The organism is Streptomyces sp. NPDC055632 (assembly GCF_053618675.1).
The window spans coordinates 67,448-90,073 of record NZ_JBSHHY010000032.1 but is presented as its reverse complement, the minus strand read 5'-3'; the positions used below and the strand labels follow the sequence as shown (position 1 = coordinate 90,073).

The 22,626-nt window shown below is 70.2% G+C and carries 23 protein-coding genes and 4 pseudogenes; 16 read left to right on the top strand and 11 right to left on the bottom strand.

Going from position 1 to position 22,626, the window contains the following annotated elements:
• Nucleotides 1-447 precede the first annotated feature (447 nt).
• The 3 genes and pseudogenes from ACWGSR_RS30350 (at nt 448) to ACWGSR_RS30340 (ending at nt 2,198) form a co-directional block, all read left to right on the top strand.
• Complete coding sequence (locus ACWGSR_RS30350) at nt 448-783, top strand: DUF6479 family protein (protein WP_453571169.1); 336 nt, start codon at nt 448-450, stop codon at nt 781-783.
• 244 nt (nt 784-1,027) lie between these two features.
• On the top strand, nt 1,028-1,207 hold the full coding sequence (locus tag ACWGSR_RS30345) for a DUF6480 family protein (protein ID WP_366379450.1): 180 nt from the start codon (nt 1,028-1,030) through the stop codon (nt 1,205-1,207).
• A 236-nt stretch (nt 1,208-1,443) separates the two neighbouring features.
• Nucleotides 1,444-2,198: pseudogene (locus tag ACWGSR_RS30340) on the top strand (transposase family protein).
• Here ACWGSR_RS30340 and ACWGSR_RS30335 read toward each other — a convergent pair.
• Both ACWGSR_RS30335 and mobF read right to left on the bottom strand, forming a co-directional pair.
• A pseudogene (locus ACWGSR_RS30335) lies at nt 2,190-2,926 on the bottom strand (transposase family protein). The pseudogenes ACWGSR_RS30340 and ACWGSR_RS30335 sit on opposite strands and share 9 nt — an antisense overlap.
• A gap of 848 nt (nt 2,927-3,774) precedes the next feature.
• Nucleotides 3,775-5,154, bottom strand: coding sequence for a MobF family relaxase (gene mobF / locus ACWGSR_RS30330; RefSeq protein WP_453571165.1), 1,380 nt, complete (start codon nt 5,152-5,154; stop codon nt 3,775-3,777).
• On the opposite strand from mobF, the gene ACWGSR_RS30325 reads away from it, so the two are divergent.
• A complete protein-coding gene (locus ACWGSR_RS30325) occupies nt 5,147-5,416 on the top strand; it encodes a hypothetical protein (protein WP_453571162.1) in 270 nt (89 codons plus the stop codon). The two genes, mobF and ACWGSR_RS30325, sit on opposite strands and share 8 nt — an antisense overlap.
• Nucleotides 5,417-6,133: 717 nt before the next feature.
• Nucleotides 6,134-6,712, top strand: a complete 579-nt coding sequence (locus ACWGSR_RS30320; RefSeq protein WP_453571159.1) for a hypothetical protein — start codon at nt 6,134-6,136, stop codon at nt 6,710-6,712.
• Nucleotides 6,713-7,443: 731 nt separating this feature from the next.
• Here ACWGSR_RS30320 and ACWGSR_RS30315 read toward each other — a convergent pair.
• Both ACWGSR_RS30315 and ACWGSR_RS30310 read right to left on the bottom strand, forming a co-directional pair.
• A complete protein-coding gene (locus ACWGSR_RS30315) occupies nt 7,444-8,010 on the bottom strand; it encodes an NIPSNAP family protein (protein WP_376244675.1) in 567 nt (188 codons plus the stop codon).
• Complete coding sequence (locus tag ACWGSR_RS30310) at nt 8,007-8,474, bottom strand: hypothetical protein (protein WP_453571156.1); 468 nt, start codon at nt 8,472-8,474, stop codon at nt 8,007-8,009. The genes ACWGSR_RS30315 and ACWGSR_RS30310 overlap by 4 nt, the downstream gene beginning before the upstream one ends.
• A gap of 62 nt (nt 8,475-8,536) precedes the next feature.
• Here ACWGSR_RS30310 and ACWGSR_RS30305 point away from each other — a divergent pair, with 62 nt between their 5' ends.
• From ACWGSR_RS30305 to ACWGSR_RS30295, 3 genes and pseudogenes are all read left to right on the top strand, one after another.
• Nucleotides 8,537-9,484 (top strand): helix-turn-helix transcriptional regulator, encoded by a 948-nt coding sequence (locus ACWGSR_RS30305; protein WP_453571153.1) that lies wholly within the window; start codon nt 8,537-8,539, stop codon nt 9,482-9,484.
• 326 nt (nt 9,485-9,810) lie between these two features.
• Nucleotides 9,811-10,626, top strand: coding sequence for a hypothetical protein (locus ACWGSR_RS30300; protein WP_453571150.1), 816 nt, complete (start codon nt 9,811-9,813; stop codon nt 10,624-10,626).
• Nucleotides 10,627-10,634: 8 nt separating this feature from the next.
• Nucleotides 10,635-11,081, top strand: a pseudogene (locus ACWGSR_RS30295) (transposase); the annotation flags it as partial.
• Here the strand turns inward: ACWGSR_RS30295 and ACWGSR_RS30290 are convergent.
• Nucleotides 11,037-11,246, bottom strand: coding sequence for a hypothetical protein (locus tag ACWGSR_RS30290; protein WP_453571148.1), 210 nt, complete (start codon nt 11,244-11,246; stop codon nt 11,037-11,039). The pseudogene ACWGSR_RS30295 and the gene ACWGSR_RS30290 sit on opposite strands and share 45 nt — an antisense overlap.
• 24 nt (nt 11,247-11,270) lie before the next feature.
• Nucleotides 11,271-11,444, bottom strand: coding sequence for a hypothetical protein (locus ACWGSR_RS30285; RefSeq protein ID WP_453571145.1), 174 nt, complete (start codon nt 11,442-11,444; stop codon nt 11,271-11,273).
• A 1-nt stretch (nt 11,445) separates the two neighbouring features.
• On the opposite strand from ACWGSR_RS30285, the gene ACWGSR_RS30280 reads away from it, so the two are divergent.
• Together ACWGSR_RS30280 and ACWGSR_RS30275 are read left to right on the top strand one after the other, a co-directional pair.
• On the top strand, nt 11,446-11,688 hold the full coding sequence (locus ACWGSR_RS30280; RefSeq protein WP_453571142.1) for a hypothetical protein: 243 nt from the start codon (nt 11,446-11,448) through the stop codon (nt 11,686-11,688).
• 499 nt (nt 11,689-12,187) lie between these two features.
• Nucleotides 12,188-13,792 (top strand): choice-of-anchor P family protein, encoded by a 1,605-nt coding sequence (locus ACWGSR_RS30275; protein WP_453571139.1) that lies wholly within the window; start codon nt 12,188-12,190, stop codon nt 13,790-13,792.
• A 673-nt stretch (nt 13,793-14,465) separates the two neighbouring features.
• Here ACWGSR_RS30275 and ACWGSR_RS30270 read toward each other — a convergent pair.
• Complete coding sequence (locus tag ACWGSR_RS30270; RefSeq protein ID WP_376244694.1) at nt 14,466-14,876, bottom strand: RidA family protein; 411 nt, start codon at nt 14,874-14,876, stop codon at nt 14,466-14,468.
• 76 nt (nt 14,877-14,952) lie between these two features.
• Here ACWGSR_RS30270 and ACWGSR_RS30265 point away from each other — a divergent pair, with 76 nt between their 5' ends.
• Complete coding sequence (locus ACWGSR_RS30265; RefSeq protein WP_376244697.1) at nt 14,953-15,315, top strand: winged helix-turn-helix transcriptional regulator; 363 nt, start codon at nt 14,953-14,955, stop codon at nt 15,313-15,315.
• A gap of 189 nt (nt 15,316-15,504) precedes the next feature.
• Here ACWGSR_RS30265 and ACWGSR_RS30260 read toward each other — a convergent pair whose 3' ends face one another.
• Entirely contained in the window at nt 15,505-16,410 is a 906-nt protein-coding gene (locus tag ACWGSR_RS30260; protein ID WP_453571135.1) for a LysR family transcriptional regulator, read from the bottom strand.
• A 139-nt stretch (nt 16,411-16,549) separates the two neighbouring features.
• On the opposite strand from ACWGSR_RS30260, the gene ACWGSR_RS30255 reads away from it, so the two are divergent.
• Nucleotides 16,550-17,368 (top strand): inositol monophosphatase family protein, encoded by an 819-nt coding sequence (locus ACWGSR_RS30255; protein ID WP_453571132.1) that lies wholly within the window; start codon nt 16,550-16,552, stop codon nt 17,366-17,368.
• A 42-nt stretch (nt 17,369-17,410) separates the two neighbouring features.
• Entirely contained in the window at nt 17,411-18,007 is a 597-nt protein-coding gene (locus ACWGSR_RS30250) for an NADPH-dependent F420 reductase (protein WP_376244705.1), read from the top strand.
• A 258-nt stretch (nt 18,008-18,265) separates the two neighbouring features.
• Here ACWGSR_RS30250 and ACWGSR_RS30245 read toward each other — a convergent pair whose 3' ends face one another.
• Nucleotides 18,266-19,015: a transposase family protein gene (locus ACWGSR_RS30245; RefSeq protein ID WP_453571129.1), complete on the bottom strand. Its 750-nt coding sequence runs from the start codon at nt 19,013-19,015 to the stop codon at nt 18,266-18,268.
• A 229-nt stretch (nt 19,016-19,244) separates the two neighbouring features.
• Here ACWGSR_RS30245 and ACWGSR_RS30240 point away from each other — a divergent pair.
• Nucleotides 19,245-20,119, top strand: a protein-coding gene (locus ACWGSR_RS30240; RefSeq protein WP_453571126.1) for an IS5 family transposase whose coding sequence is annotated in 2 segments (ribosomal slippage) — nt 19,245-19,506 and nt 19,506-20,119 — 876 coding nt in all. Because the reading frame shifts where the segments join, the coding sequence is not laid out codon by codon here.
• Between the two features lie 4 nt (nt 20,120-20,123).
• Here ACWGSR_RS30240 and ACWGSR_RS30235 read toward each other — a convergent pair.
• Nucleotides 20,124-20,483, bottom strand: a complete 360-nt coding sequence (locus ACWGSR_RS30235) for a hypothetical protein (RefSeq protein ID WP_453571123.1) — start codon at nt 20,481-20,483, stop codon at nt 20,124-20,126.
• A 254-nt stretch (nt 20,484-20,737) separates the two neighbouring features.
• Here ACWGSR_RS30235 and ACWGSR_RS30230 point away from each other — a divergent pair, with 254 nt between their 5' ends.
• The gene (locus tag ACWGSR_RS30230) at nt 20,738-21,073 is read left to right on the top strand and encodes a hypothetical protein (RefSeq protein WP_453571120.1); all 336 of its coding nucleotides are present in this window, start codon (nt 20,738-20,740) and stop codon (nt 21,071-21,073) included.
• Between the two features lie 39 nt (nt 21,074-21,112).
• Here the strand turns inward: ACWGSR_RS30230 and ACWGSR_RS30225 are convergent.
• Nucleotides 21,113-21,964, bottom strand: a pseudogene (locus ACWGSR_RS30225) (IS5 family transposase).
• A gap of 5 nt (nt 21,965-21,969) precedes the next feature.
• Between ACWGSR_RS30225 and ACWGSR_RS30220 the strand changes: the two are divergent.
• Complete coding sequence (locus ACWGSR_RS30220) at nt 21,970-22,491, top strand: hypothetical protein (RefSeq protein ID WP_453571117.1); 522 nt, start codon at nt 21,970-21,972, stop codon at nt 22,489-22,491.
• Nucleotides 22,492-22,626: the final 135 nt, after the last annotated feature.

The window sequence follows — 22,626 nt, the reverse complement described above, 5'->3', positions numbered from 1 at the left end:
CCAGGAACGGGACCACGTCGTCCGGCCCCTCGGGGCCGCCGAAGGAGAGCAGCAGCAGGGCGTCGTACGGGGCGGGATCGTGCTGATCGGACATGAGGAAGGGGATCTCCGGAAACGTCGTGGTGTGGTTCCCCTTCTTCCGCGTGCGGGCCTCCCCGGATGCGGGCCACGCGGGGACGACGCGTGACCCGGCCTTGTGCGCAAACGGCCGCGAACAGCGCTTCGGTCCCTCCGTCGTCCGTGCGAGTCACGGTCCGGCGTCACGCGCACCACGGGCGGTGCCCGAAAACCGTGCGCGACCGTGCCATTACAGGTTGCATCCGAGAGGGTCATATCGCTCGAAAGGTCCTCGAAGTAGCACCTTCGAGTTGCCGACCACGGGAAGAACGGCGACCGCCGGGGTGCGTACGCGACGGCTCCGCCCCCTCCCGACCACAGGGACGTGACATGAGCGTATGCGCGTCGGGCTCCGCGCCCTTCACGAACGCCGCCGCCGTCTGGCAGGCGGAACTGGCCCAGGCGTCGGTCGGACTCGTCGTCGCCGTGGTCATCGACGCCTTCCTCCTCGGCGCGAGGATCAGGGACGGGGAACTTTCGCCCCCCGACCCCGCCTCCCAGCCGCGTCGTCCCGCGACCGACCGGCGGCCCGACAGGACGTCGGAGTACCGGCACCCCGTCAGGACGCCGTTCGTGGACGCGACGCGCCGGCTCAGGCCGTACCAGTTCCTGGGCGGCCGCACCGCGACGTCGCCCGAGCCGCCGACCGAGGAGCGGCGCAGGTGAGGAGTGGCCCGCGGAGGTCCGCCGGGCCGACCCGATCGCGGCGAACGCCCGGGTGCGGTGGGGCCGATCGCGCGAAGCCGGGACGACGCTTCGGCGAGAGCTGCCCGGGGCGACGGACGCCCGGCACGTGCCGCATGCCTCTCGATCGCGTTTCGACGCAAGAACGACGCGACTGGCACCCATCTCTCCGTCGGGGAATGGTGGAGACGGCAGCGAATCCGCCTCACCGATCGGAGGAGAGGTCATGGCCGAACCGCTCGTACCCCCCGAGGAGACCCCGCCCGTCGAGGGTTCCATCTCCTCCGCCCATCCCGAGCGGCCCGACGGGGGCATCTGGGAGCACCCCATGATCTGGGTGTCCCTCATCCTCCTCGGCTCGCTCTCCGTGGCGCTCTTCTTCGCGCTCCGGATCATCGACCTCTGACTTCCGCGTGGGGGCTCCGGGACACCGACCGGGGCCTCGGACGCGGCACGGCCGCACTCTCCAGCCCATCGCCGAACCTCACTGTCCAGTCTGTTCTCAGGCCGTCGGGACCGGTCGGCAGTGAGCTCTTTCCAAGCTGGCGATGTTGACCGTGAGCTGGACATGCCTGCGCAACGACGAAGCTCCTGGTAGACGGGTTCTCGACCAAGATCACCCGTGTCTGCCAGGAGCTTCGCGTGCTTGCCCACCCGTCGGCGATTGATCTGTCCGGCCGTACTCTGCGGTTCCTGACCGGACGGCTGACAGCCAGGCGGCGGGAGATCGGGACGCGCCGGCGGCGCCTTCCCCCCTCGCGACAGGCTCTGCTCGCCCCGGCCCACCTGCGATGCGGCGATACTTACGCTCAGCCGACCTCCGGGTTCGGCGTCGGGATCGCGACCGTCTACCGCTACATACGCGAGGCCATCGAGGCCCTGGCCGCCATCGCCCCGTCCCTGGCCGAGGCGATGCGGACGATCCAGCAGAAGGCGTTCGTCATCCTCGACGGCACCCTGCTGCCGATCGACCACATCGCCGCCGACACCCCTATCACTCCGGGAAGCACAAGCGTCACGGCATGAACGTGCAGGTCCTCACTGATCCGTTCGGACGGCTGCTCCGGGTCTCACCGGTCTTGCCCGGCTCGACTCACGACCTGACCGCCGCACGGCAGCACGGGATCATCGAAGCCCTCGTCGAAGCATGACTCAGATGCTGGAGGGACAAGGCGTACCAGGGCGCCGGCGGAGCTGTCCGGGTCCCGTTTCGAGGCCGGCGCCTCAAGCGGTGGCAGCGTCGCTACAACAGCACCCACGCCAAGATCCGCTGCCCCGGCGGGCAGGCCGTGGCCACTCTGAAAGGCTGGTGTCTCCTACGGAAGCTTCGCTGCAGCACCAACCACATCACAGCGATCGTCCAGGCCGTCCTCGTCCTTCACCACACGTCAGCGTGAGGTTGGAAAAGACTCCGTGAGCTTCTTCCATCCTGAATAACTGCAGTTCAGCAGCGTGTGTACGGATTTGGCGATGACGGTCATGCGGTTGGAACTGATGCGGGATCTGCGGAAGATCTGCCAGGACTTCAGCCGTGCCATGCCGCGTTCGACCGGTGCCCGGGCCGCCGCCAAGGCCCGATTGACGGTGCGCTGGGTGAGGATGAGCTCGCCGCCCGGTGGACGTTTGAGCCCGGTGGTGACCCAGGGGCCGGCGCCCTGATAGGTGCAGTCGGCGAGGACGGGGACGCCCTGGCGTTCGCGGATCCGGATGATGTGGTGAGTGCGGGCGGCGGTCAGGTCGTGGGTGCGGCCCGGCAGCGCGGGCGAGATCCACAGCACCTCACCGGCAGGTCCGGTGACGACCTGGACGTTCACGCCGTGCCGGCGGTGCTTGGCCGAGTAGTCGGCCCGGCTGCCGCCGACGCGGTCGCACTCGGCGAGAGTGCCGTCCAGAGGACGAACTCCGGATCATGTTCGCGCAGCGTCTTGAACAGGCCGGGAGCTCGTTCGGCGAGCAGACCGGTCACGGCGGCGACGTAGGCGTGGGCGGTGCCGACGGATATCCCGAAGCCGGACGCGATCCGGGCCAGGGTGCCGTGGCGGCGCAGATACACCAGAGCGATGAGTGCGCGCTGGTGCGGCGGGAGCTTGCAGCGGCGGTCACCCTCACGGGTGACGACGGGCATCGTGACCTACTCGACGAGGGCATGCGGAAGGGCGAGTACAGCAGGATAGGGAACCAACAGGGCTCCTGTGTCCGCGCGTTGATACTTCGAACACCTCCACCAACGACCACGACGCGCCGCGCCACCGCCACCGGCATCGGCATCGGCATCGGCATCGGCATCGGCATCGGACGTGTGCACCGGATGCCGGTGGCGTGTGCGATCAGGGGGAGCGACGCGGCCGTGGGGCCCATGGCGGGTTCGGCCGACTCCCGGGGTACTGCCGTGTTCGGCTCCCCCGGACCGGCGAAGGTACAGCGGGCGCCACGTACAGCGCCGCCCGTAGCCGGGCCGCGTCGGTGATCTGTCTCAGACGCGCCAGGAGGTCCGGGGTGAGATCCGGGATCGGGTAAATCATGACGAGGATCTCTGTACATCCGTGACAGGCTCTTCCCACCCTGACTCTTCTTCCCCACCGCCAGGGCGTGGCCGCCGACCACGTCCCGACCGGCGCATCCGCGACCTCGGCCACCGGTCCCCCCGGCGGACCGGTGGCCGAAGATGTGGGCTCCATTCGGTGGGCTCTGCTCTCCACGCAATGGAGCCCACCCGTGGAGAGCGGAGTCCACTCAGCGGCTCACCCCTCCGTGTCCGGTGCCCGGCTGCCTGGGACGCTGTCCGCGCTCTTGGTCCTCGAGGACCGGCCGGCAGGCAGGCAGGAACTTCGGGGCCGTAGGGGTAGCGCTCCTGGAGTACCTTGCCGCGCGTTTTCGTCTCCTCGATGCGGGCCTGGATGCTGCTGATCTGCTCGGCAGCCAGATCCTGTACGTCCATCCCGGCACGCGCCTTCTGGAACGCCCGCAGCCTCTTCATGTAGTTCGCCGACTCGCCCTCGGCCTTCGGCTCCTCGGTACTGGTGCCGGTGTCGGTGTCGAGGACGTGGAGGAGTTGTTCGGGCATCGCGGCCTGCTGGTGCGCGGCGACGCCCTCGTAGTACCGGGCACGTCCCGCACCGCGCGCGGCACGCAGCTGGTGGGTGAGGGCGGTGGAGGCGATGACCGCGCGGTCGTAGCGCAGCGGGACACGCGGGATGTCCCACTCCCCCACTCCCACCGGCAGGGCCGGACCGTCCGGGGCGGTGAGGCCGGCCGGGGGCCGGTGGTCGACGTCAGAGGCCGCCTGCGGGCGTGGGTCGAATCGGGGCGGGCCCAGTGGGCGGTGTAGAGGCGGTAGTCCGCCAGGAGGCCCCGGGTGGTCTTCGGTTCGGTGATGTCCAGGCAGTGTGCCGCGATGGCCGCGTTCACGATCTTGTCGTCCAGACCCAACTCGTGACGGCGGCCACGCTGGACCAGGGCGAGGAAGCGGCGGGATTCGGCCAGCAGATGACGGCGGTGGAAGAGGCCGTTACTGCTCATCACGAACACCATCGCCGGGACACCGAGAGCCGCAAGGGCGACGTCCAGGATCTCGGCGACGCGGGCGCGGATCGCGGCGGCCGCGGCCCGCACCCGCTCCAGCAGCGTGTCGACGAGATGCGCGGCCTCCCCGAGGAACGCCTTCGCGCTCGCCCGCCAGTCGGAACGCAGTTGCGTGAGCGAGCGGGACTTCGGCTTCGGCGGGCGGGTCTTCCTGGCCGCGATCCGGTTGATCTTCGTGCGGGCCTCCTCGGAGACCACGGGCCCGAAGCGCAGGTCACCGTCCTCGTCGGCGGCGGTGACGTCCTCGTGCTCCAGCTCCCGGCGGCACAGGTCGATCTCGTGGCCGCGCTGCAACATCCAGCCGATCAGCTCGTGCGGCACCCCGGCCACCTCCATCACCGGCCGACGCCCCGCGCTGACGATGCACGGCTCGAAGGCCACGTCCAGCGCCTCGCACACCCCGGCCATAACGAGCTCGTTATCGAGGGAGGAGGCCGCGACGACGTTCTCCAGCAGGGTTGTGGAGTGCACCGCGCCCCACTTCCCGTCCGGACGCAGCCCCGGCAGGTACACCAGGAGGTGGTCGTGGAGCAACGGTGCCCCGGCCCTCGACTCGTAGTGGCGGAAGCGCGCGAAGGCCAGACCGCGCACCGGCCGGGTGGGGTAACGGCCCTGAGCCCCGACGCGGATGGTCGAAGCATGGTCCTCGATCCACGCGAGCGTCGCCTCGATCGCCCGCTCGTGCGCGGCCCCGACCACCTGCCGCGTCTCCTCCTCCCCCAGCGCCCACATCAGCTGGATGGTCGGCTGCGGACGGAAGACGATGTCCATATCCGTCACTTCCACGGCTCGGCCCAGCATCCCGGCCCTCACCGAACAACTGGCGCAGCTCGTCCTCGATACGATCGGCCAGGCCCCGTCCCGTCCACCGGCCCGGCCGGACACCTACCTGTACCTGAGCTATGCCGAGGGGTGTACGGACGGGGCAGCGGTAGTCACCGACGACGACCTGCCGCAGGAAGTAGCGGTACATCTGACCGCGCCTGATCAGCCTGACATCCCTCATGACCACCACCACGCCACACCGCCCTGACCAGCAAGAAAAGGCCAGTCCGGTACACGTCCCGCCAGGCGGGAAGAAGAGCTCGACTTTCTCGCCCGCGTCCCGCCAGGCGAGGTACGGCCCGAGGCGGGCCCGGAGTGTCATCGCTCTCCGGCACCATCCCCAACCCGTCGCCTATCAGCACCACATAGCGCACTCTTTCCGCTTCACCCCGAACGCTCCCCCAGCCCCCGGTATCCACCGGGGGCCTCGTCGTGCTGCCCGGAGGTGCCGTTCCCACGTTCGAGACCCTGCCCCGCCTCACCACCGACCTCGACCGCCTCACCCCCGCCCAGCACCAGCGCTTCCGCCCCGCCGTCCTCGAGGCCTTCGTCCCCGACCTGCACACCGGACGCCGCTTCCACCCGGGCTCCGCACCAAGGGCGTCCGCTCCGCTCCGGGCGTCTACGAGCTGACCTGGACGCCGGACGGGCGCGCGACGTGGTGCTACGGCCAGGCGCGGATAACCAGGGATCGGCACATCGTGTGGCGCCGGATCGGGACCCACGACATCTTCACCCGGCCCTGAACCGAACAGGCGCCCGCGAGGAGGCCGAAGGCCGTCCTCTGCCGTACACGGCAGAGGACGGGAATCTGGCAGGGGCCTGATGGGGAACCCGTCCACCAGCCTGTGTTTCCGGCGTAGAACGAGTGGGTTCAGTCAGCTGGGCGATGAGGCCTGTCAGTGGCGGCCGATACGTTGCGACCATGGGTGTCTATCTGGTGAGTGTCACCGCACAGGACTGGTCGCAGCCCGGGGAGGACGGGTACGGGGACATCGCCGCCGCGCTGAACACCGAGCTGCAGCAGCGCGGGCTGCCCCCATACGAGGTGCCGCGGGCCGCGCGGGAGGCGTCGGGCTGGTTCGAGGAGAAGGTCAGCCCGTCCATGGACGGCTTCGTGGCGCTGTGCAGGACGCTGCTGACCGATGCGGAGCTGTCGGCCCTCCTCGACTGGAGCGTACTGGTACCCCTCGCGCTGGAGGAGACGATCGTCCTGCCCTTCGGCACCGCGTACTCCGGCGAAGAGACAGTGGTCGCCGGGGCCCCGCAGGTACTCACCCTGGCCGAACGGCTCGCCGGCACCATCGCCCTGCCCGTGGACGCGCTACCGGCAGGCGAGAACCTCGCACTGAGCCTGTGGTTCCTGGACGGCGGAGCTGAACGAACCGCCCGGACGCGGCCGGGACCGTGGGCCGAGGACCGGGACGCGGCCTTCTACGTGGCTCTCTATCTGCGCGCCGCACAGCACTCCCTGCGGTACGGCTGCCCCATGACCTACTCCTGAGCCTCGACTGCGGCCAAGGGCCGGGGGTCGTGTCCGCCGTCTGCCCGAACCCGAAGGCAGCACCGGCGTGGAGCAGGCGAAAAGGACTGTCGACAGACCGAGGCCGGGACGAAGCGGGGATCAGGGCCCGGCAGAATGCACACGATAGAGCGGAGGGGGAGGGTTGCGCCGGCCCGTGGTACTGCGTCCCAGAGCGCATCCGGGCACTGGGCCTGACTCGTGCACGCCATACCGGCACGGGCCGACACGGACCCCATCCGCCCCCGGCCGCGACCATGGTTCCGGGCCCGGGACCGGAACGTGCCGAACGGCCCGCACCATCGCCCAATGATGCGAGCCGTCCGACAACCCGAGAGCCTGCCAGCAGGGTTACAAGCAGACCCATCTCTCCACAGCGGTCCCATAGGCTCCGCCCCAACATGCCCCCGAACCCCAATCTCACACCCCGACTCCCCGACTCCCCGAGTCCCCGAGTCCCCGAGTCCCCGAGTCCCCGAGTCCCCGAGTCCCCGAGGATGTCGGTCAGGGGGTGTCGCCGGTGTAGTAGAAGCGGCAGGTAATCCCCGGGCCCGGCTTGCGGGCCTCGCCAGGGCGCGGCCGCCGGGCCACCGGCCGAGCTCGGCGGTCAGGGCGACGCCATCGTCGACCTCCCCGGCCCGCCATACAAACGACGCGCTGACCTCCATCAAGTCCTGCTGGAGATGGCTTGCAGCCTCGTGTGCCTCCGGACCTCATTCTGAAATGATCAGTTGGGTGGTCACCGGTTCTAGCCGTAGCTGCTGCGCCGGCCAGGGCGGGGGCTGCGCCGGGCCGAACCAAACCCGGATGTCCTTCCCGGTGCGGACCGGCAGGCGGGGAAAGTCGTTCTCGGTGTGCTCGGTGCGGTGCAGCGCGTGGTCCGGGCCGAGGTGCCGGGCGGCATAGGCGTCGAAGGCGCTCGACCCGGACGGGTGGCAGACGGTCGCGAGCACCTCACGGACGCCGGGCGCAGGGGTGAAGCCGGGGCCGCGCAGCAGCAGGACGTCGTCGCTGTCGATCATGGTGGCGTTGGCCGCGTCGCGGTGCTCCTGCCACACGGGGCCGCTGTAGAACGCCTCCAGTGAGCGCCGGCGCCGCGCCATGTCGGGGAAGGCGCGCAGCCAGACGAACCGGTCCGGGTCGTCCAGGTCGCGGAACCGCCCGCCGACGGTGATGCCGACCGCTTGCTGACCGGTCACGAACTCGCGCTCGAACAGCTCGATCAGGGTCTCCCGGGTTCCGGGGTGCAGGGTGTACTGCCGCAGTTCGACGATGCTCATGCGCCGGACCGCCCGGTGCGGGTGAAGTCCATGGTCCAGTTGTGCTCCCAGGTACGGCCGTCGTCGGCGGAGAACTCCTGCTCCCAGCGGGCGTGGTCCGGGCCGAGGCGGTGCCAGGTGAAGTGCACCCGGATCGGGCGCCCGTCGTAGGTGTCGTCGCCGTGGAAGTCGCCGCGGTCGCCGGTGAAGCCACCGACGACGGGCGGGTCCAGCCGGCCGGTCCGGCTGTCGGACCAGTGGATCGACCAGCGTTGCGTCTCGCGGTCGAACAGGCGCAGGGTCGCGCCCTGGCGGCCGAGGGTGGGAAAGGTGATCTCGTCGATGTTGCCGGCGCCCCCGAACAGCGGCCGGACCACCGTGTGCCCGGGGAACTCGACCCAGGTCCCGGGGCCCGCTGCGAGCGGTGCGGTGAGACGGCGGTTGGTCACGTCCCAAGTGCCGTGCAGGAAGTCGAAGTCGTTCATGCGCCGCAGAGTAGAAAGGGTCCCCTGACATCCGCTGTCAGTGAATAGGAATACTGAACGGCATGCGCGCGAGCCGGCTGGTCACCCTGCTCCTCCTGCTCCAGAACCGGGGCCGGATGACGGCCCGGCAACTGGCCGACGAGCTGGAGGTGTCCGTCCGTACCGTCTACCGGGACGTCGAGGCGCTCGCCGCCGCCGGCATCCCGCTGTACGGCGCCGCCGGCCACGCGGGCGGCTACCGGCTGGTCGACGGTTACCGGACCCGGCTCACCGGACTGACTGCCGACGAGGCGCAGGCCGCGTTCCTCGCCGCGCTCCCCGGCGCCGCCGCCGACCTCGGCCTCGGCGAGGCGCTCGCCACCGCCCAGCTCAAGCTGCACGCCGCGCTGCCGGCTGAGCTGCGCGAACACGCCGGGCGGATCAGGGAACGCTTCCTGCTCGACGCCCCTGGCTGGTACAGCGACGCCGACCGCACGCCCCACCTGGCCGCGGTCGCCGCCGCGGTGTGGGAGCGGCGAACGACGCTCCTGCGGTACCGGCGCTGGCGGGCGCCGGAGAAGATCGAGCGGCGGGTGGAGCCGTACGGCCTGGTCCTGAAGGCGGGCCGCTGGTACCTGGTCGCGGGAGGGCCGTCCGGGATCCGCACCTACCGCGTCGACCAGATCCTCGCTCTGCGTCCGCTGGCGGAGTTCGCCGCTCCGGAGGGGTTCGACCTGGCCTCGTACTGGAAGGACCATGTGGCGGGCTTCCGGGCCCGGCTGCACACCGGGGAAGCCCTGGTACGGCTCACCCCGGAAGGCGCCCGCCGCCTCGGAGTGACGCCCACGGGCGACGGGTGGACCAAGACCCGGGTGCCGATCGAGTCGATCGACCACGCCCACGGAGAGTTCCTGCGCCTGGGCATGGACATCGAGGTCCTGGCCCCGGCCGAACTCCGCGACCGCATCACGGCGACCGTCCGCACCTTGACCACCCGTTACGGGGACCGCCCCGAACAGGGTGACGCCTAGAGCCTGTCGTTCGGATCAGGCCGGCCGCGAGCTGTGGTGCATCTCGGCCGACCCGAGCGGGTTCTGGTGCGTGCAGCTGCAAGGCGGAGGAAGGCGCCAGCGCGGAGCGTTGGCAACCGACGACAACGCAGCAGATGTGCGGGCCTGACCCCGCGACGCCGGGATGATCCAAACGACAGGCCCTAGGCTGAGGGGCGCAGAGGGGGCGGGCATGGTGCGGTTGGAGAAGGCGTCGGCGCGGGTGAGACCCACGTACCGGCGGAGCGTGTGGACCACGCTCCGCCGGTTGGGGGACGCTGCTCAGCGCCGCGGGGACGGTCGGCTGCGTGTTGTGGGGCGTCGGCCCGTACCCGCCGCTGGTCACCGAGACGGGCCTGGCCGCACTGACCGTGGTCTTCGCCGTTGCCTGGATCATCGCCTCCCGTCGGGCCCCGCAGCACACGGGTCTTCTCCCGAGCAAAGGCCGCGCGCTGGTGTGGTTGGTCGCCCGGCTGGTGCCGCTGGCTACGATGGCCTGCTTCAACCTCGGGTTCATGGTGTCCCCGGAGTACGGGCGGGAGACCGAGCGCCTGGAAGCGGCCCGGCACGGGCAGTATTCCGTCACCGTCGTCCGGCTCGCAGGGGACCCGGTCCGTGGCGACAACGCCTCCGACGAGCCGGTGTTCTTCGAGACCGACCTGGTCCTGCGCATCCCGTACGACAGCGGTCCGCGCGAAGTGACCGTGCCCACGATGTACACCCGTCACCAGCCGCCGGAGGCGGGCATGAGGATCGACGTCTACTACGCGCCGGGCGATCCCCGCCCGGACTCGTCGGTCCTGGAGGACGGCCGCCGCTGGGGCACCGGCGTGATCGGCTCCCGAATGCTCCTCATCACCCTCTTCCCAGTCATTTTTGCGGGGGCCTTCCTGGCGGGGACGCTCTCGTACGAAATGCCGTGCGAAGCAAGGCGGTTCACTCCGTCCGTACATCTACCTGCCCTCGGCATCCTCCTCCTCGGTCTGCTCCTCCTCCTGCCGACAGCCCTGGGCTGGGAGGCCGGCGGCCTGGCCCGCCCGGCGGCCTTCCTGTCCTGCGTGACGCCGGGGGCCGCGCTGGCCTGGATCTGGCGCTCGCCCTTCCGACTGATCGCTTCAGAATGAGTTGAGCTGTGGGTCCTGCAGTCGCCGACCTCGGTCGGAAGGGTGTCCGTGCGCGTGTTGATCTTGTTCCGGACGACCTGTGGGAGCGGGTGGCCCCGCTGCTGCCACCCGCTCCCGAACGACGCCGCCGGCATCCCGGGCGGCTTCGCGTTCCGGACCGGGCGACTTTCACCGGCATCGTGTACGTCCTGCGGACCGGCGTTGCCTGGCGCGACATCCCGACCGAGCCCATGGACTGCTCCGGCGTCACGGCCTGCCGCCGACTGCGGGACTGGACCGAGGCCGGTGTCCGGCCACGCCTGCACGCCGCCCTGCTGACCGAGCTGCGCCGCGCGGACTCGTTGGGCCTGGGCGACTGTGCCATGGACGGCTCTCATGTCCGAGCCCTCAAAGGGGGGCATGTCTGGCCCTCACCCGTCGACCGTGCTCGACCCGGTTTCAAGCACCATCTGATCGTCGGCGGTCGTGAACGGCAGTGCCGACTGGCGGAGGTCGGTGTCCGCTTCCCGTCCGGCGGCGAAGACCAGCAGCGGGACGGCGCGCTGGAGCGCGGCGCGCAGGTCGGCGCTCTGCTGGTCGCGGATGTCGGCGGCAGGGGCGGGTGCGGGCGGGGTGTCCATGGGCGGTTCTCCCTTGGCGGCCGGTCAGGTGATGCGGGCGATCAGGGCGGTGGCGTTGTCCGCGTACGGATCCCGCTGCGCGCGGACACGCCGGACGGCGGCGCCGATGAGAACGCAGGGCAGTGTCCGGGCGACCGCGCGCCGGGGCGGGGCGCCGTCGCGACGGTAGCGCCCCAGTGCGCCCGGCCCGGCTACCACGTTGAACAGCAGATTCGTCGGCGTACTCGCAGGATTCGGCGCGCCAAGAATGATGAAGTACGGCACCTCGCGGGCCGGTGCGGTCCAGGTCCCGCTCCACCGCACCGCCGCCGTCGACGCCCTCCCCGACGCGCACCCCGAGGCCGGCTGGGAGGAGCTCCGCCAGGTCGGGGAGGGCCGACGCTCACCGCTCGCCGCACTACGCCCGGAGACGGAGACGAAGGCGGTGTCAGGACCGGCGTAGGGGCCGGGCAGGCGAGAGAGGCGGCCGCCCGGGGAGACGGTGGCTGGTTCCTCTCGGGGCTGATGCTGCCGGGGCGGTAGTCGTCGGCAGACCCGTCGCGGCCGGATACCCGAGGCGGCAGTCCCTTGGCGTAGCTGGAGAGGTTCTGACGGCGCATGCGCCCGGCGCGCGCCGCCCTGCCCTCCTGTGTGCGCTGCTGCCGGGTCCGGGCGTGACAGCCAGACTGGTCACCGTTTCGCGGCCAGGCATCGCCCGCCGGGTCGGGCCGCGGCCGTCGGACGGCCCGCGCCGCTCGGCAACGGGCTTCCCGCGCGCCGCGGTTGCGGTCTGCGGGGCGAATCGAGGAGGGGAAGACGTGTACAGACACTTACCGGGTCGGCCGCGCCGGACCGTACCGTTCCTGCATGCCGTCGCGACGTCCGGTTTGGCGTGCGTGGCGGTACTGGCCGCCGCATTGCCCGCGGCCGCCGCACCCGCGCCCACCGGAAGAACCGCGACCGTGTCCGCGCCGGTACCCCGTGCGGCGACCGTGCTCTTCGAGGAGGGGTTCGAGAACGCCCCGGGGGCTCCCCGCCTGCTGACCTCGTACACCGGGGCTCCGCCGCTCGCCGAGACGTACACCGCCGACCCGGCCTGGCTGACCGCCTGCAACGGCTGGCTGGTCTCGGCGGCCGACCCCGCCACCGCCCCGGTCGGCAGCGGCTGCGGGACGTCCTGGCCCTCTCAGCAGGCCATGGCGTTGGCGCTGGCCGAATGGGCCGGCGGCGACCCGGCCGCCAACCATGCCGTCACCGCGTACACCGCGGGGAACCCGGGAGCCGGAAAGACGCAGCTGGAGACGGTGCAGCCGGTGCCGGTGCCGGTGGCGGCGACCGGCCGCTTCCTGACCTTCTCGGTGGACGCGGCGGCCGTCAACTGCTTCGCCGCGCACCCACTGCTGGAGTTCTCCCTGCTCGACGGACAGCGGGCCGTCCCGGCGTTCACCGATCCCATCGACACGTGCACCGACGCCGGTACGGTCACCGCGAACGGCACGCACGTCGGCACCTACGCGGGCGACGACGCCGTGCTCTTCTCGGGCCCCTCGGTCGGTGTCCGCATGGTCAACGCGCAGGCCAGCGGGACCGGCAACGACGGCGCGATCGACAACCTCCGGATCCTGGACGCCACACCGCAGCTCAGTACGGCCTTCGACCCCGACCCGGTGGGCGTCGGCGACTCGACCACGCTGACCTTCACCGTCACCAACACCACCGAGAAGGCGGCGAAGCGCGGCTGGTCCTTCACCGAGCAGCTACCGCCCGGGCTCGTCGCCGACCCCGGCTCCGCCACCACCAACTGTCCTTCCGGCACGGTCACCGTCGACCCCGGTGGGCACGGTCTCACCTCCGGCGGTGACCTCGCCGCCGGGCAGGAGTCCTGCACGATCACGGTCCGGGTGACCTCGGCCCGCAGTGGCACGTACACCCTGTGCGCCACGGCGACCACCGTCCGGCACGGCATCGACCCGCCCGGCTGCACCTCGGTGACGTTCGTGGCACTGCTCATGGACGCACACGCCCAGGCCGTCACGGCCGCCCCGATCGCGCCACTGGCCCCTGCGGACGTCACCTGCACCGAGGACCCGGCCACCGACGGCGCCCAGCTCGGCACCACCCATGTCGGCTCCTCCACCGGCTCATTCACCTCCGCCACGACCCACGCGGCGGGCATCGCGGGCACCGGCGGCGCTCGTACGGCCACCTCCACCGCCACCGTGAACGGACTGCACCTCCTCGGCGGCCTGGTCAGCGCGGGCACGGCGACCGCCACGGCCACCGCGACCGCACCCACGGCACTGGGCACGATCACCGTCACCGGCGCGACCACCCTGACCGGAGCCCGCGTGGGCAACACCACGCTCGCCGCCCGCCCGGCGCCGAACACCGTCATCACCCTCCCGCAGCTCGGCACGGTCACCCTCAACGAGCAGCGGGTGTACGGCGACGGGCGCGGTCTCGTCGTCAACGCCCTGCACGTCCGGCTGTCCGACGGCACCGACATCGTCGTCGGCGGCGCCCGCGCCTCCCTCACCCGGACCCCGGGCCCCTGCCCCTCGCCCTGACACCAGATTCCCCGGATCGCCCCCCACCGGCCCCGGCGATTCCGGGTGCCGACCCGCGCAGCCCCTTCCTGTACGCGCCGACGGCAAGGGGGCCGCGCCGTGCCCGGGCACAACCGACACGTGCCCGGCCCCGGGCAGAGGGCCGGCCTCGCGCGCCGGGTGGTCGACTGCGAGGTCCGGCGGGCGGGCTCGCCGTCGGCGGGCCGGGCAGCCGGACGCACTTCCGGGGCGACGGGCGAGGTCGTCGGTCGAGGCGCTGGACGCCGGCGCTGTACGGGCCGCGATGGGCGAGGAGCCGATCTCCGGAGCGGCGGCGAACCGGACCGCCGAGGCGCTCGGCACACCGAATGTGCGCGGACAGAAGGCGGCGGTGACGTCCTTCGTGGTCGGCCGGTTCATCGCCCGCGGGCTGCTGGTCGACCTGTCCGGCAGCCCGAAGGGCACGCTGCATCACCCCGGTCAGGTCGCCGAGGCCTGCCGGGCGAGGGGACCTCGCCGGGCTCGTCGCCGCGGACATGTCGGTGAAGACGACCGCGACCGGGAGGTAGCCTTCGGGGCCGGTCGCCGGGTAGACCCGCTATCACAGCCGGGAGTCACGCCGAGCGATTTACAGTCCCCGGGAACACGGCCGCCGACGGTGCCGTGGACGCCGTGCCGCTGCGTCGGCGCGGGGTCAGTCGAGCAGTGCGGTGGCTTCCACTTCTACGAGCACGTCCGGTTCGAAGAGGTAGTCCACACCGATCAGGGAGGCCGGCGGCAAAGGGAGCCGGAGCCCGATTTCATCGGCGACGGCCTCCACACCCGCCATGAAGTCGCCGATCTTTTCAGGACTCCACCGGGTGACGTAGAACGTCAGGCGCAGTACGTCCGCGAACGACGCCCCCGCGCTCGCCAGTCCGACGGAGGTATTGCGCAGTGCCTGGGCGACCTGCCCGGCCAGGTCGCCGGGCGCGACCGGGGTTCCGTCGGCCCGGCGTGCGATCTGTCCGCTGACATGGACGTGTCTCGATCCGGTGCCGACTGCGACGTGGTGATACGGAACCGGTTGCAGCATGCCTTCCGGCGTGAAGTGCTGGACAGCCATCGTGCCCTCCTCCTGTACGGGGTATCCATAAGATACTTAGTGGAGTAAGGACACTTCAACGAGACCAGGTTTCTCCATGGATACCGTCTTCATCGGCCCCCCGCACCGCGAACTGCTCGACCAGGTTCTCGACAAATGGTCACTCAGCGTTCTCAGTGAACTGTGCGAACGGCCATGCCGCTTCAACGAGTTGCGCCGGGCGATCCCGCACGTGACACAGAAGTCGCTGACCGCGACGCTTCGGCGACTCGAGCGAAACGGGGTGATCGAGCGCGAGGTCGTGTCCACCCGTCCGGTGGCGGTCAGATACCGGATCACGCCCTTGGGCAAGACCCTGCGTCCCCCTGTCGACGTGCTGCTCGCATGGGTGTCGGAGAGCATGCCGGCCATCACACGCGCCCGTGAGGCCTTCGACGCACGGGAAGAGGCAGACCTCTGATCCCCCCTCCGCCCACAACGTGGTCACGCCGGTGTCCCGTGCTCCTTCGGACCGCGCGGGTACGTTGCGGTGGTCATGGCCGCCTTCCGAAAAGGGCGGGCGATTCGTTACGGGTCGGCACTCCGACCGGCCGCGCGATCTCGAGGCGGGGCGTACGGGGGCACGGGCCAAGTGGCCGGGCGGCGCCGATTACGGCGCCGCGCACGCGGCCAGCGCGGTTCGCGCCAGTTCGCGCAGCCAGGTGTGCTCGTGATCGGTGTCGTAGCGCTGATGCCACGACAGGTACACCGGTGCCGACGGCAGTTCGAACGGCAGGGGAAACGTCATCAGGCCGAGAGCGGCGGCCTCAAAGCGCGCGGTGGCTTCCGGGACGCTGACCAGGAGGTTCGAGCCTCGCGCGAACTCCAGCGCGGCCGCTTCCGTGGGCACGGTCGCCACCACGCGGCGGGTGAGGCCGAGCCGAGCGAGGGCGTCGTCGAGGGTATTGCCGAAGTTTCCGCGCCGCGAGACGGTGACGTGCTCGGCGGCGGCGTACTGCTGCGCGGTGACGGCCCCGGCACGGGCCAGGGGGTGTTCCCGCCTCATGGCGAGGACAAGACGGGTCTCCCCCACGTTCTCGACGCGGATGTCCGGCGCGCCAAGACGGTTGGCGTTCGCCTCCAGGTCGACCTCGCCGCGCCGCAGTCCGGGGGTGTCGGCGCTCGATTCCGCGATGAAGCGCAGTCGCACGCCCGGCGCCTGTTCACGTACGGCCGCGAGCAGCGCGGGGCCGCCGAGGGCGACCAGGGAATCGTGCCAGCGAAGCGTGAAGGTGCGCTCCAATGTCGCCAGGTCGAGCTCGCGGCTCGGCGCCAGCACCCCCTGGACCTGGTGGAGTAGCTCGTGCACCTGTTCCCGTACGGCGATCGCGTACGGCGTCGGGGTCATCGTGCGGCCGGTTCGAACCAGGATCTGGTCTCCCGTCGTGCGACGGATCCGGCCCAGGCTCCGGCTCATCGCGGGAGCGGTGACATGAAGGCGCGCGGCCGCCCCGGCCACACTGCCCTCTTCCAGCAGCGCGTCGAGTGCGGCAAGCAGATTCAGGTCCAATTGCATGACAGTAATCCTAGGCGTTCCTGACATGCAGTTGAAGTTAATCATGAGGCTCTATACGTTCGAAACGAAGCACGAGCGGGCCGCACAGCTCGGCTCGACCGCCCCGGTCACCCCTCCTTCTTCCGACGGGAGCACCACCATGTCCGAAACACTCCGGGCCACCGATGTCGCCGCCTCCGACACCGACCTGCTCGACCGGACTGCGGCCGCCGTACGCGACGCCGGTTCGGCGTTGCGTGAGCGTTTCGGCGAAACGGTTCCCTATCGGACCCGAGAAGAGCTGATGCGCGCGCTCGCCGCCAACGACGAGACGGCTCTGGACATCCTGCGACCCCGTCTGACGCGCCTGCGCCCGAACGCCGGCTGGGTGGAGGAGGAGTTGGACGGCGGGGCGCTGCCGCCCGGCGAGTGGTGGGTCGTGGATCCGGCCGAGGGCAATGTCAACCATCTGCACGCCCTGCCGGAGTGGGCGGTGACCGCCACCCTCGTGCGCGACAACCAGCCGGTGCTCACCGCGGTCCACCTGCCGCTGACCGGCGACACCTACACCGCGCTCACCGGGGCGGGCGCCCACCTCGACGGCCGGCCGCTGCGCGTCTCCGCGACGACGGACCTCGGACTGGGCATCGTGGCCACCAGCCAGGCCCGGCCGGACGAGGACGAGAAGGTGGTGCGGCGCGTCGGCTCCTCGATCACCGCGATGCTCTTCGACGCGCTCGTCGTCCGTACCTCCGTACCCGCGACCCTGCACCTGCTGGACGTGGCCGCCGGCCGGATCGACGCCTTCTGGCAGTTCGCCGGCGCCCGCGCGGACCTGCTTCCCGGGGCGCTGCTCGTCACCGAAGCCGGCGGACAGATCTCCGACGCCGAGGGCCGCCCCTGGACCCCGCACAGCGAAAGCTTCGTGGCCGCCGCGCCCGGCATCCACGCCGAGGCCGTCACCACCCTCTCCCACTGACCCCGCACCACGATCCGCAACCCGTGGAAGGACCCCGTCATCATGACCACGATCGCAGTTCTCGGAAACGGCCGCGTCGGCAGCAACCTGGCCGCGGCACTCACCCGGGCGGGACACGAGGTGTCCGTGGCGGACCGCACGCCGGGCACCGCCGCCCAGGCGGCTCGGACAGCCCGGATCGTCATCAACGCCACCCCGGGCGCCGGCTCGCCAGAGCTGCTCACAGCCCTGCGCGCGGAACTGCGGGGCAAGATCCTCGTCGACGTCTCCAACGCCACCGTGGACGGACCGGACGGACTGCCCGCCGACCTGCTCCACCCCGGTTCGAGCCTCGCCGAAAAGCTCCAGGAAGCCCTTCCCGAAACGCACGTCGTCAAGACACTCAACACCATGCTCTTCCCCGTGATGACCGCACCGGTCACCCTCACCGAGAAGCCCACCGCGTTCCTGTCCGGCGAGAACCCTCGGGCCAAGGAGACCGTACGCGAACTGCTCGTCGACCTCGGCTGGCGCGAGGAGTGGATCACCGACCTCGGCGGCATCCGCACCGCCCGCGCCACGGAGGCCGCAGTCCTGTTCGTACCGCACGTGATCCGCTCCAGCGGATTCATGCCCTTCGCAATCTCGATCACCCGCTGATCCGCATACTTACGGCGCCGCACCGGACAGACCTACGCCCCGGAGGGACACGGCAGTACCGGCCCGGAGGCCCAACACCGCACGCCGGCCTGAAGCGTGTTGCAGAAGGTTGTGTCCGGGCAGGTCAGGGCTGTTGTCGAGGCTTGCCCGGTCACGCGGTGAAAGCGATGTCGTACAGGGCGGCGACAGCTTGGACAGCGTGGTGGAGACCGTCGCCCCTTGGACGACAGTCGCGCAGGGCCTTCCAGTTAAGGATCTTCAGCGTCCCCTCTCGAGGGTGAGGACGGCCTTGGTGGTTGACGTGAGTCGGTTGGGGCTGATCCGTGCTTCGCGGAAGATTCGCCAGGCCTTGAGCCGGGCGAAGGCGCGTTCGACGGGGAAGCGGAGTCGGGCGTGCGCGCGGCTGACGGCTGCCTGTCTGGTGGTAAGAGGCCGTCCGAGGTGGCGTTTGAACGGCACTTGGAAGGTTCCGCCGGCCCCGGCGTGGGCCTTGTCGGCAAGGACAGGGATCCGCAGTCGTTCACAGATGGTCACGATGTGGTGGGTGCGGGCGGCGGTGATGTCAACCGTGCGGCCGGGCGGTGCGGGTGAGTACCGGATGAGCTCGCCGGCAGTGTCGGTGACGGCCTGGATGTTCACTCCGTGCCGTCCGGCCTTGCCCGGACAGTCCCGTTCACGGTCGCCGACCCGGTCACACTCGGCGATGGCGCCGCCCACCAACACGTACTCGGGACGGGCCCGGCACAGAGCCTGCGTCGGGGACGGCGCCCTCGAGACGAGGAGTTCGATCACACTCTGTACGTAGGCGTGGACAGTGCCCTCGCTGATACGGAAGCCCGCAGCGAGCTTCGCGTGGGTGGTGTGCTCGCGCAGGTAGACCAGGGTGATGATGGCGCGTTGCGAGGGACGCAGCTTGCACCGGCGGTCACCCTCACAGGTGACGATCAGCATCGTGACCCACTCCACGAGCACGTGTGGCAGGTCGAGTGCGGCAGGATAGAGGACCAACGAGGCCTCCGGTCAAAGCGGTTGAGACGTCAGACATCTCGAACCACTGCCCGAAGGCCTCGCCTGCTGTCCGCCCCTGTCCGTCACCCGATTGGTGACCACTCTGAAGATCCTTAGTCATACCCTCCATGCCAGGACAGCGACAACCACCAGCTCAGAACACGATCCGCTGCTGAAGTGCTAGGCCGTGTGTCGAAAGTGGATCTTGGACTGTGAATGATCACGGTTCATGGGTCGGGGAGATCTCACGGACGAGCAGTGGGCGGTGCTGGAACCGCTGATGCCGAAGGGCACGAAGGCAGGTCGGCCACCTGTTTGGTCCCGGTGGCGGTTGATCGACGGCATACGGTTTAGGGTCCGGACCGGTGTGCCGTGGCGGGACGTGCCCGTCGAGTACGGGCCGTGGGGCCAGGTCTACGACCTGTTCCGCCGATGGCAGCGGAACGGCACCTGGCACCGGATCCTCAGCCGACTCCAGGCCCTGGCCGAGGCGAAGGGGCGATCACATGGGACCTGAGCGTCGACTCCACGGTCTGCCGTGCCCACCAGCATGCGGCCGGGGCCCGCAAGCAGGGCGACCTGCAGAAGGAACCACCGGGCGGGCTCTTCACCGAGCTCCCTGATCACGGGCTGGGACGCTCGCGCGGCGGGTTCACGACCAAGCTGCACCTGGCGGTTGAGCAGGGCCAGAAGCCCCTGTCGATCGTCATCACGGCCGGGCAGCGCGGCGACTCGCCGCAGTTCGAACCCGTACTGGAGAAAGTGCGTGTGCCCCGCATCGGGCCGGGCCGGCCATGCGTCCGCCCCGACCGGGTCCGCGCGGACAAGGCGTACGCCTCCCGCAGGAACCGCGCCTACCTGCGTCGCCGCGGGACTCGCTGCACCACCCCTGACAAGGCCGACCAGGCGCGCAACCGCCGAAGGCTCGGTTCCCGCGGCGGCCGGCCGCCGCGCTTCGACCCGGCCGACTACCGTGAGCGCCACGCGGTCGAGTGCGGGATCAACCGCCTCAAGAGGCATCGCGCCGTCGCCACGCGGTACGACAAGCTCGCCGTCCGCTACGAGGCGACAGTCCTGGTCGCGGCGATCAACGCGTGGCTGTAATCCTTCACTGAAAAGGCATCAGGGTCCACGGCAACGCCTCCCGCCATCCCTGTCGATCGTGAGCCCGGTCCATCATCACCTTGGCGGTCGATTCTTCCGGGCCGAACACTTCATGGAGCCTTGGAACGTGGGCCTGGTAGTGCTTGTCTGCACTGCCTTCGCGGTACTCGACCTGGTAGCTGAGGTCGTCGTTCAGGTACACCTGAATGTAGTGCTGATCCACAGGCTCCAGATCGAGTCTTTCCAGGATCACAAACCGGTGCGACAGGTTCATCTCAGACAGCAGGTCGTGCAGAGCCTCCTCGGTCGGATCGTCCACGGTACGACCACCCGCTTCAACTACCCGCAGCACTGGCTTCAACATGCACGCGACTGTACCGACCCACAGGACTCAACTGCCCAGCAGTGCACTTCCACAACAGGCCCTAGGGAGGCAATCCCGCATGCCCTCCGTCACTACGCTGGTTGCGACAGTGACGCAGGGGGGCAACGGTGGGGCGAAAGGCACGACGGGCCGCGGGGACGCAGTCCTTCACAGATCTGCTCCGGCATCCGAGTCGTCTCATCGAGCAGCTCACAGGAGACGCTCGGCATCGCGCCGAGGAGGACCTCGTCGCGTTGGACGCGGGAGAGGCTCGCGAGGTCTCCGCGTTCGTCCGCGACGGCCACCGCTTGCGGCAGGGATCGCTGATTCTGGACCCTGCCGCAACATCGCCAGTGGTGTGGCGGCCGTTCCGAGTCCTCGGCGGACCCGGTGAAGACATCGCCTTGGTCGCTCCGTTCCACGTCCATGGGGCCGGCCCGGTCACCGGCCCGGGAAGTGTTGCAGTCGACAAGGACATGTTCCGTCTGCTGTCCCTGCAAGCCGCTGATCGCTACTGGGAAATCGCCATGCCCGCCGCGGACGTTGCTCTGGTCCGTGCTGCGCTGCGCGGGGACGGCACCCGAGGCTAGCCGGAGAGCCGCTGCCTACGGGCACCAGTCCGAAGTGCTTCACAGCCACTCGTTGAGGACCGCGGCCGGCACGGTCGCTTCGTAGCGGACGGCGAGTTTGTCATACCTGGTGGCGACCGCGCGGTGGCGCTTGAGCCGATTGATGCCGCACTCGACCGCGTGCCGCTGCTTGTAGTCGGCCTTGTCGAACCTCAACGGCCGACCACCGAGGGAACCGAGCTTCTGTCGGTTGCGGTCCCGGTCTGCCGGGACTGGGATCGTTGCCTTGATACCGCGCCTGCGCAGGTAGGCGCGGTTCTTGCGGGAGTCGTACGCCTTGTCGGCCCGGACTCGGTCCGGTCGCTTGCGCGGCCGTCCCAAACCGATCCGGGGAACTAGGATCGCCTCCAGGACCGGCTCTAACTGCGGTGAATCGCCTCGCTGGCCGGCCGTGATCACGACGGACAGCGGTTTCTGTCCCTGCTCGACAGCGAGGTGGATCTTGCTGGTCAGACCACCGCGCGATCGTCCGGGCCCGTGGTCGGCCGGCTCGACGGCAATCCCGCCCGGCGGCTCCTTCTGGAGATCCCCCTTTTCGCCGCTCCGGCGGCGTGCTGATGGGCCCGGCAGACCGTCGAGTCGACGTTCACGTCCCAGGTGATCAGGCCCTTCGCGTCCGCCTCAGCCTGAAGCCGGGTGACGATCCGGGCCCAGGTGCCGTCCCGCTGCCAACGCCGGAAGAGGTCGTAGACGCGATCCCACGGGGCGCCAGTCCGAGTCCGCCACCTTATGCCGTCTGTCAGCTGTCAGCTGTCGCCGAGTCCACACCGGCGGACGGCCCGGCTTGATGCCCTGCGGCAGCAACGGCTCAAGCCGGGCCCACTGGTCATTCGTCAGGTCCCCACGTCCCACGGAAGGTGATCATCCATGGCCAAGATCCACTTTCACAACAGACCCTAGGCGACCCGCCCGCACTGGCCACCGCCATCGGCCGGCTGGCCGCCTACAGCATGGTCACCGACTGCGGCGACGGCACCGTCACCCTCCACCGCCTCGTCCAGGCCCACACCCGCACCTCGGACCAGGACGACCCCCACCGGCAAGCCGACGCCATCGACCGCGCCCGTGACAAAGCCGCTGAACTCCTCGCCCAGGCCTTCCCCGCCGACGGCGAGCACCTCGCGAACTGGCCCCGGTACCGGACCCTGCTCCCCCACCTCGAAGCCCTCACCCGCCACCACACCCCCGACCACGACACCCCCCACACCGCCCGTGCACTCGACCGCGCCGCGAGATATCAAGTCGGGCAGGGCGTGCTCGCCCCTACCATCGAGGCCTTCCGACGGGCGCTCACCACCCGCGAGCGAGTGTTGGGCTCCGGGCATCCCTTGATCACGGTGGTGCGGGGGAATCTGGAAAGGGCGAGGTCAGCGCAGTAGTTGCGAAGCGTTGATCGCCTTCGCAGGGCATCGGATCGAGCGCGGGTGTTTCACGGGTGGTCTCCCCGGCGTGGTGAAGGTCTTTCCCGCATCCTTTGGGAACGAGCCGTAAGCGCTCTTGGAGGGTGCCGCCTG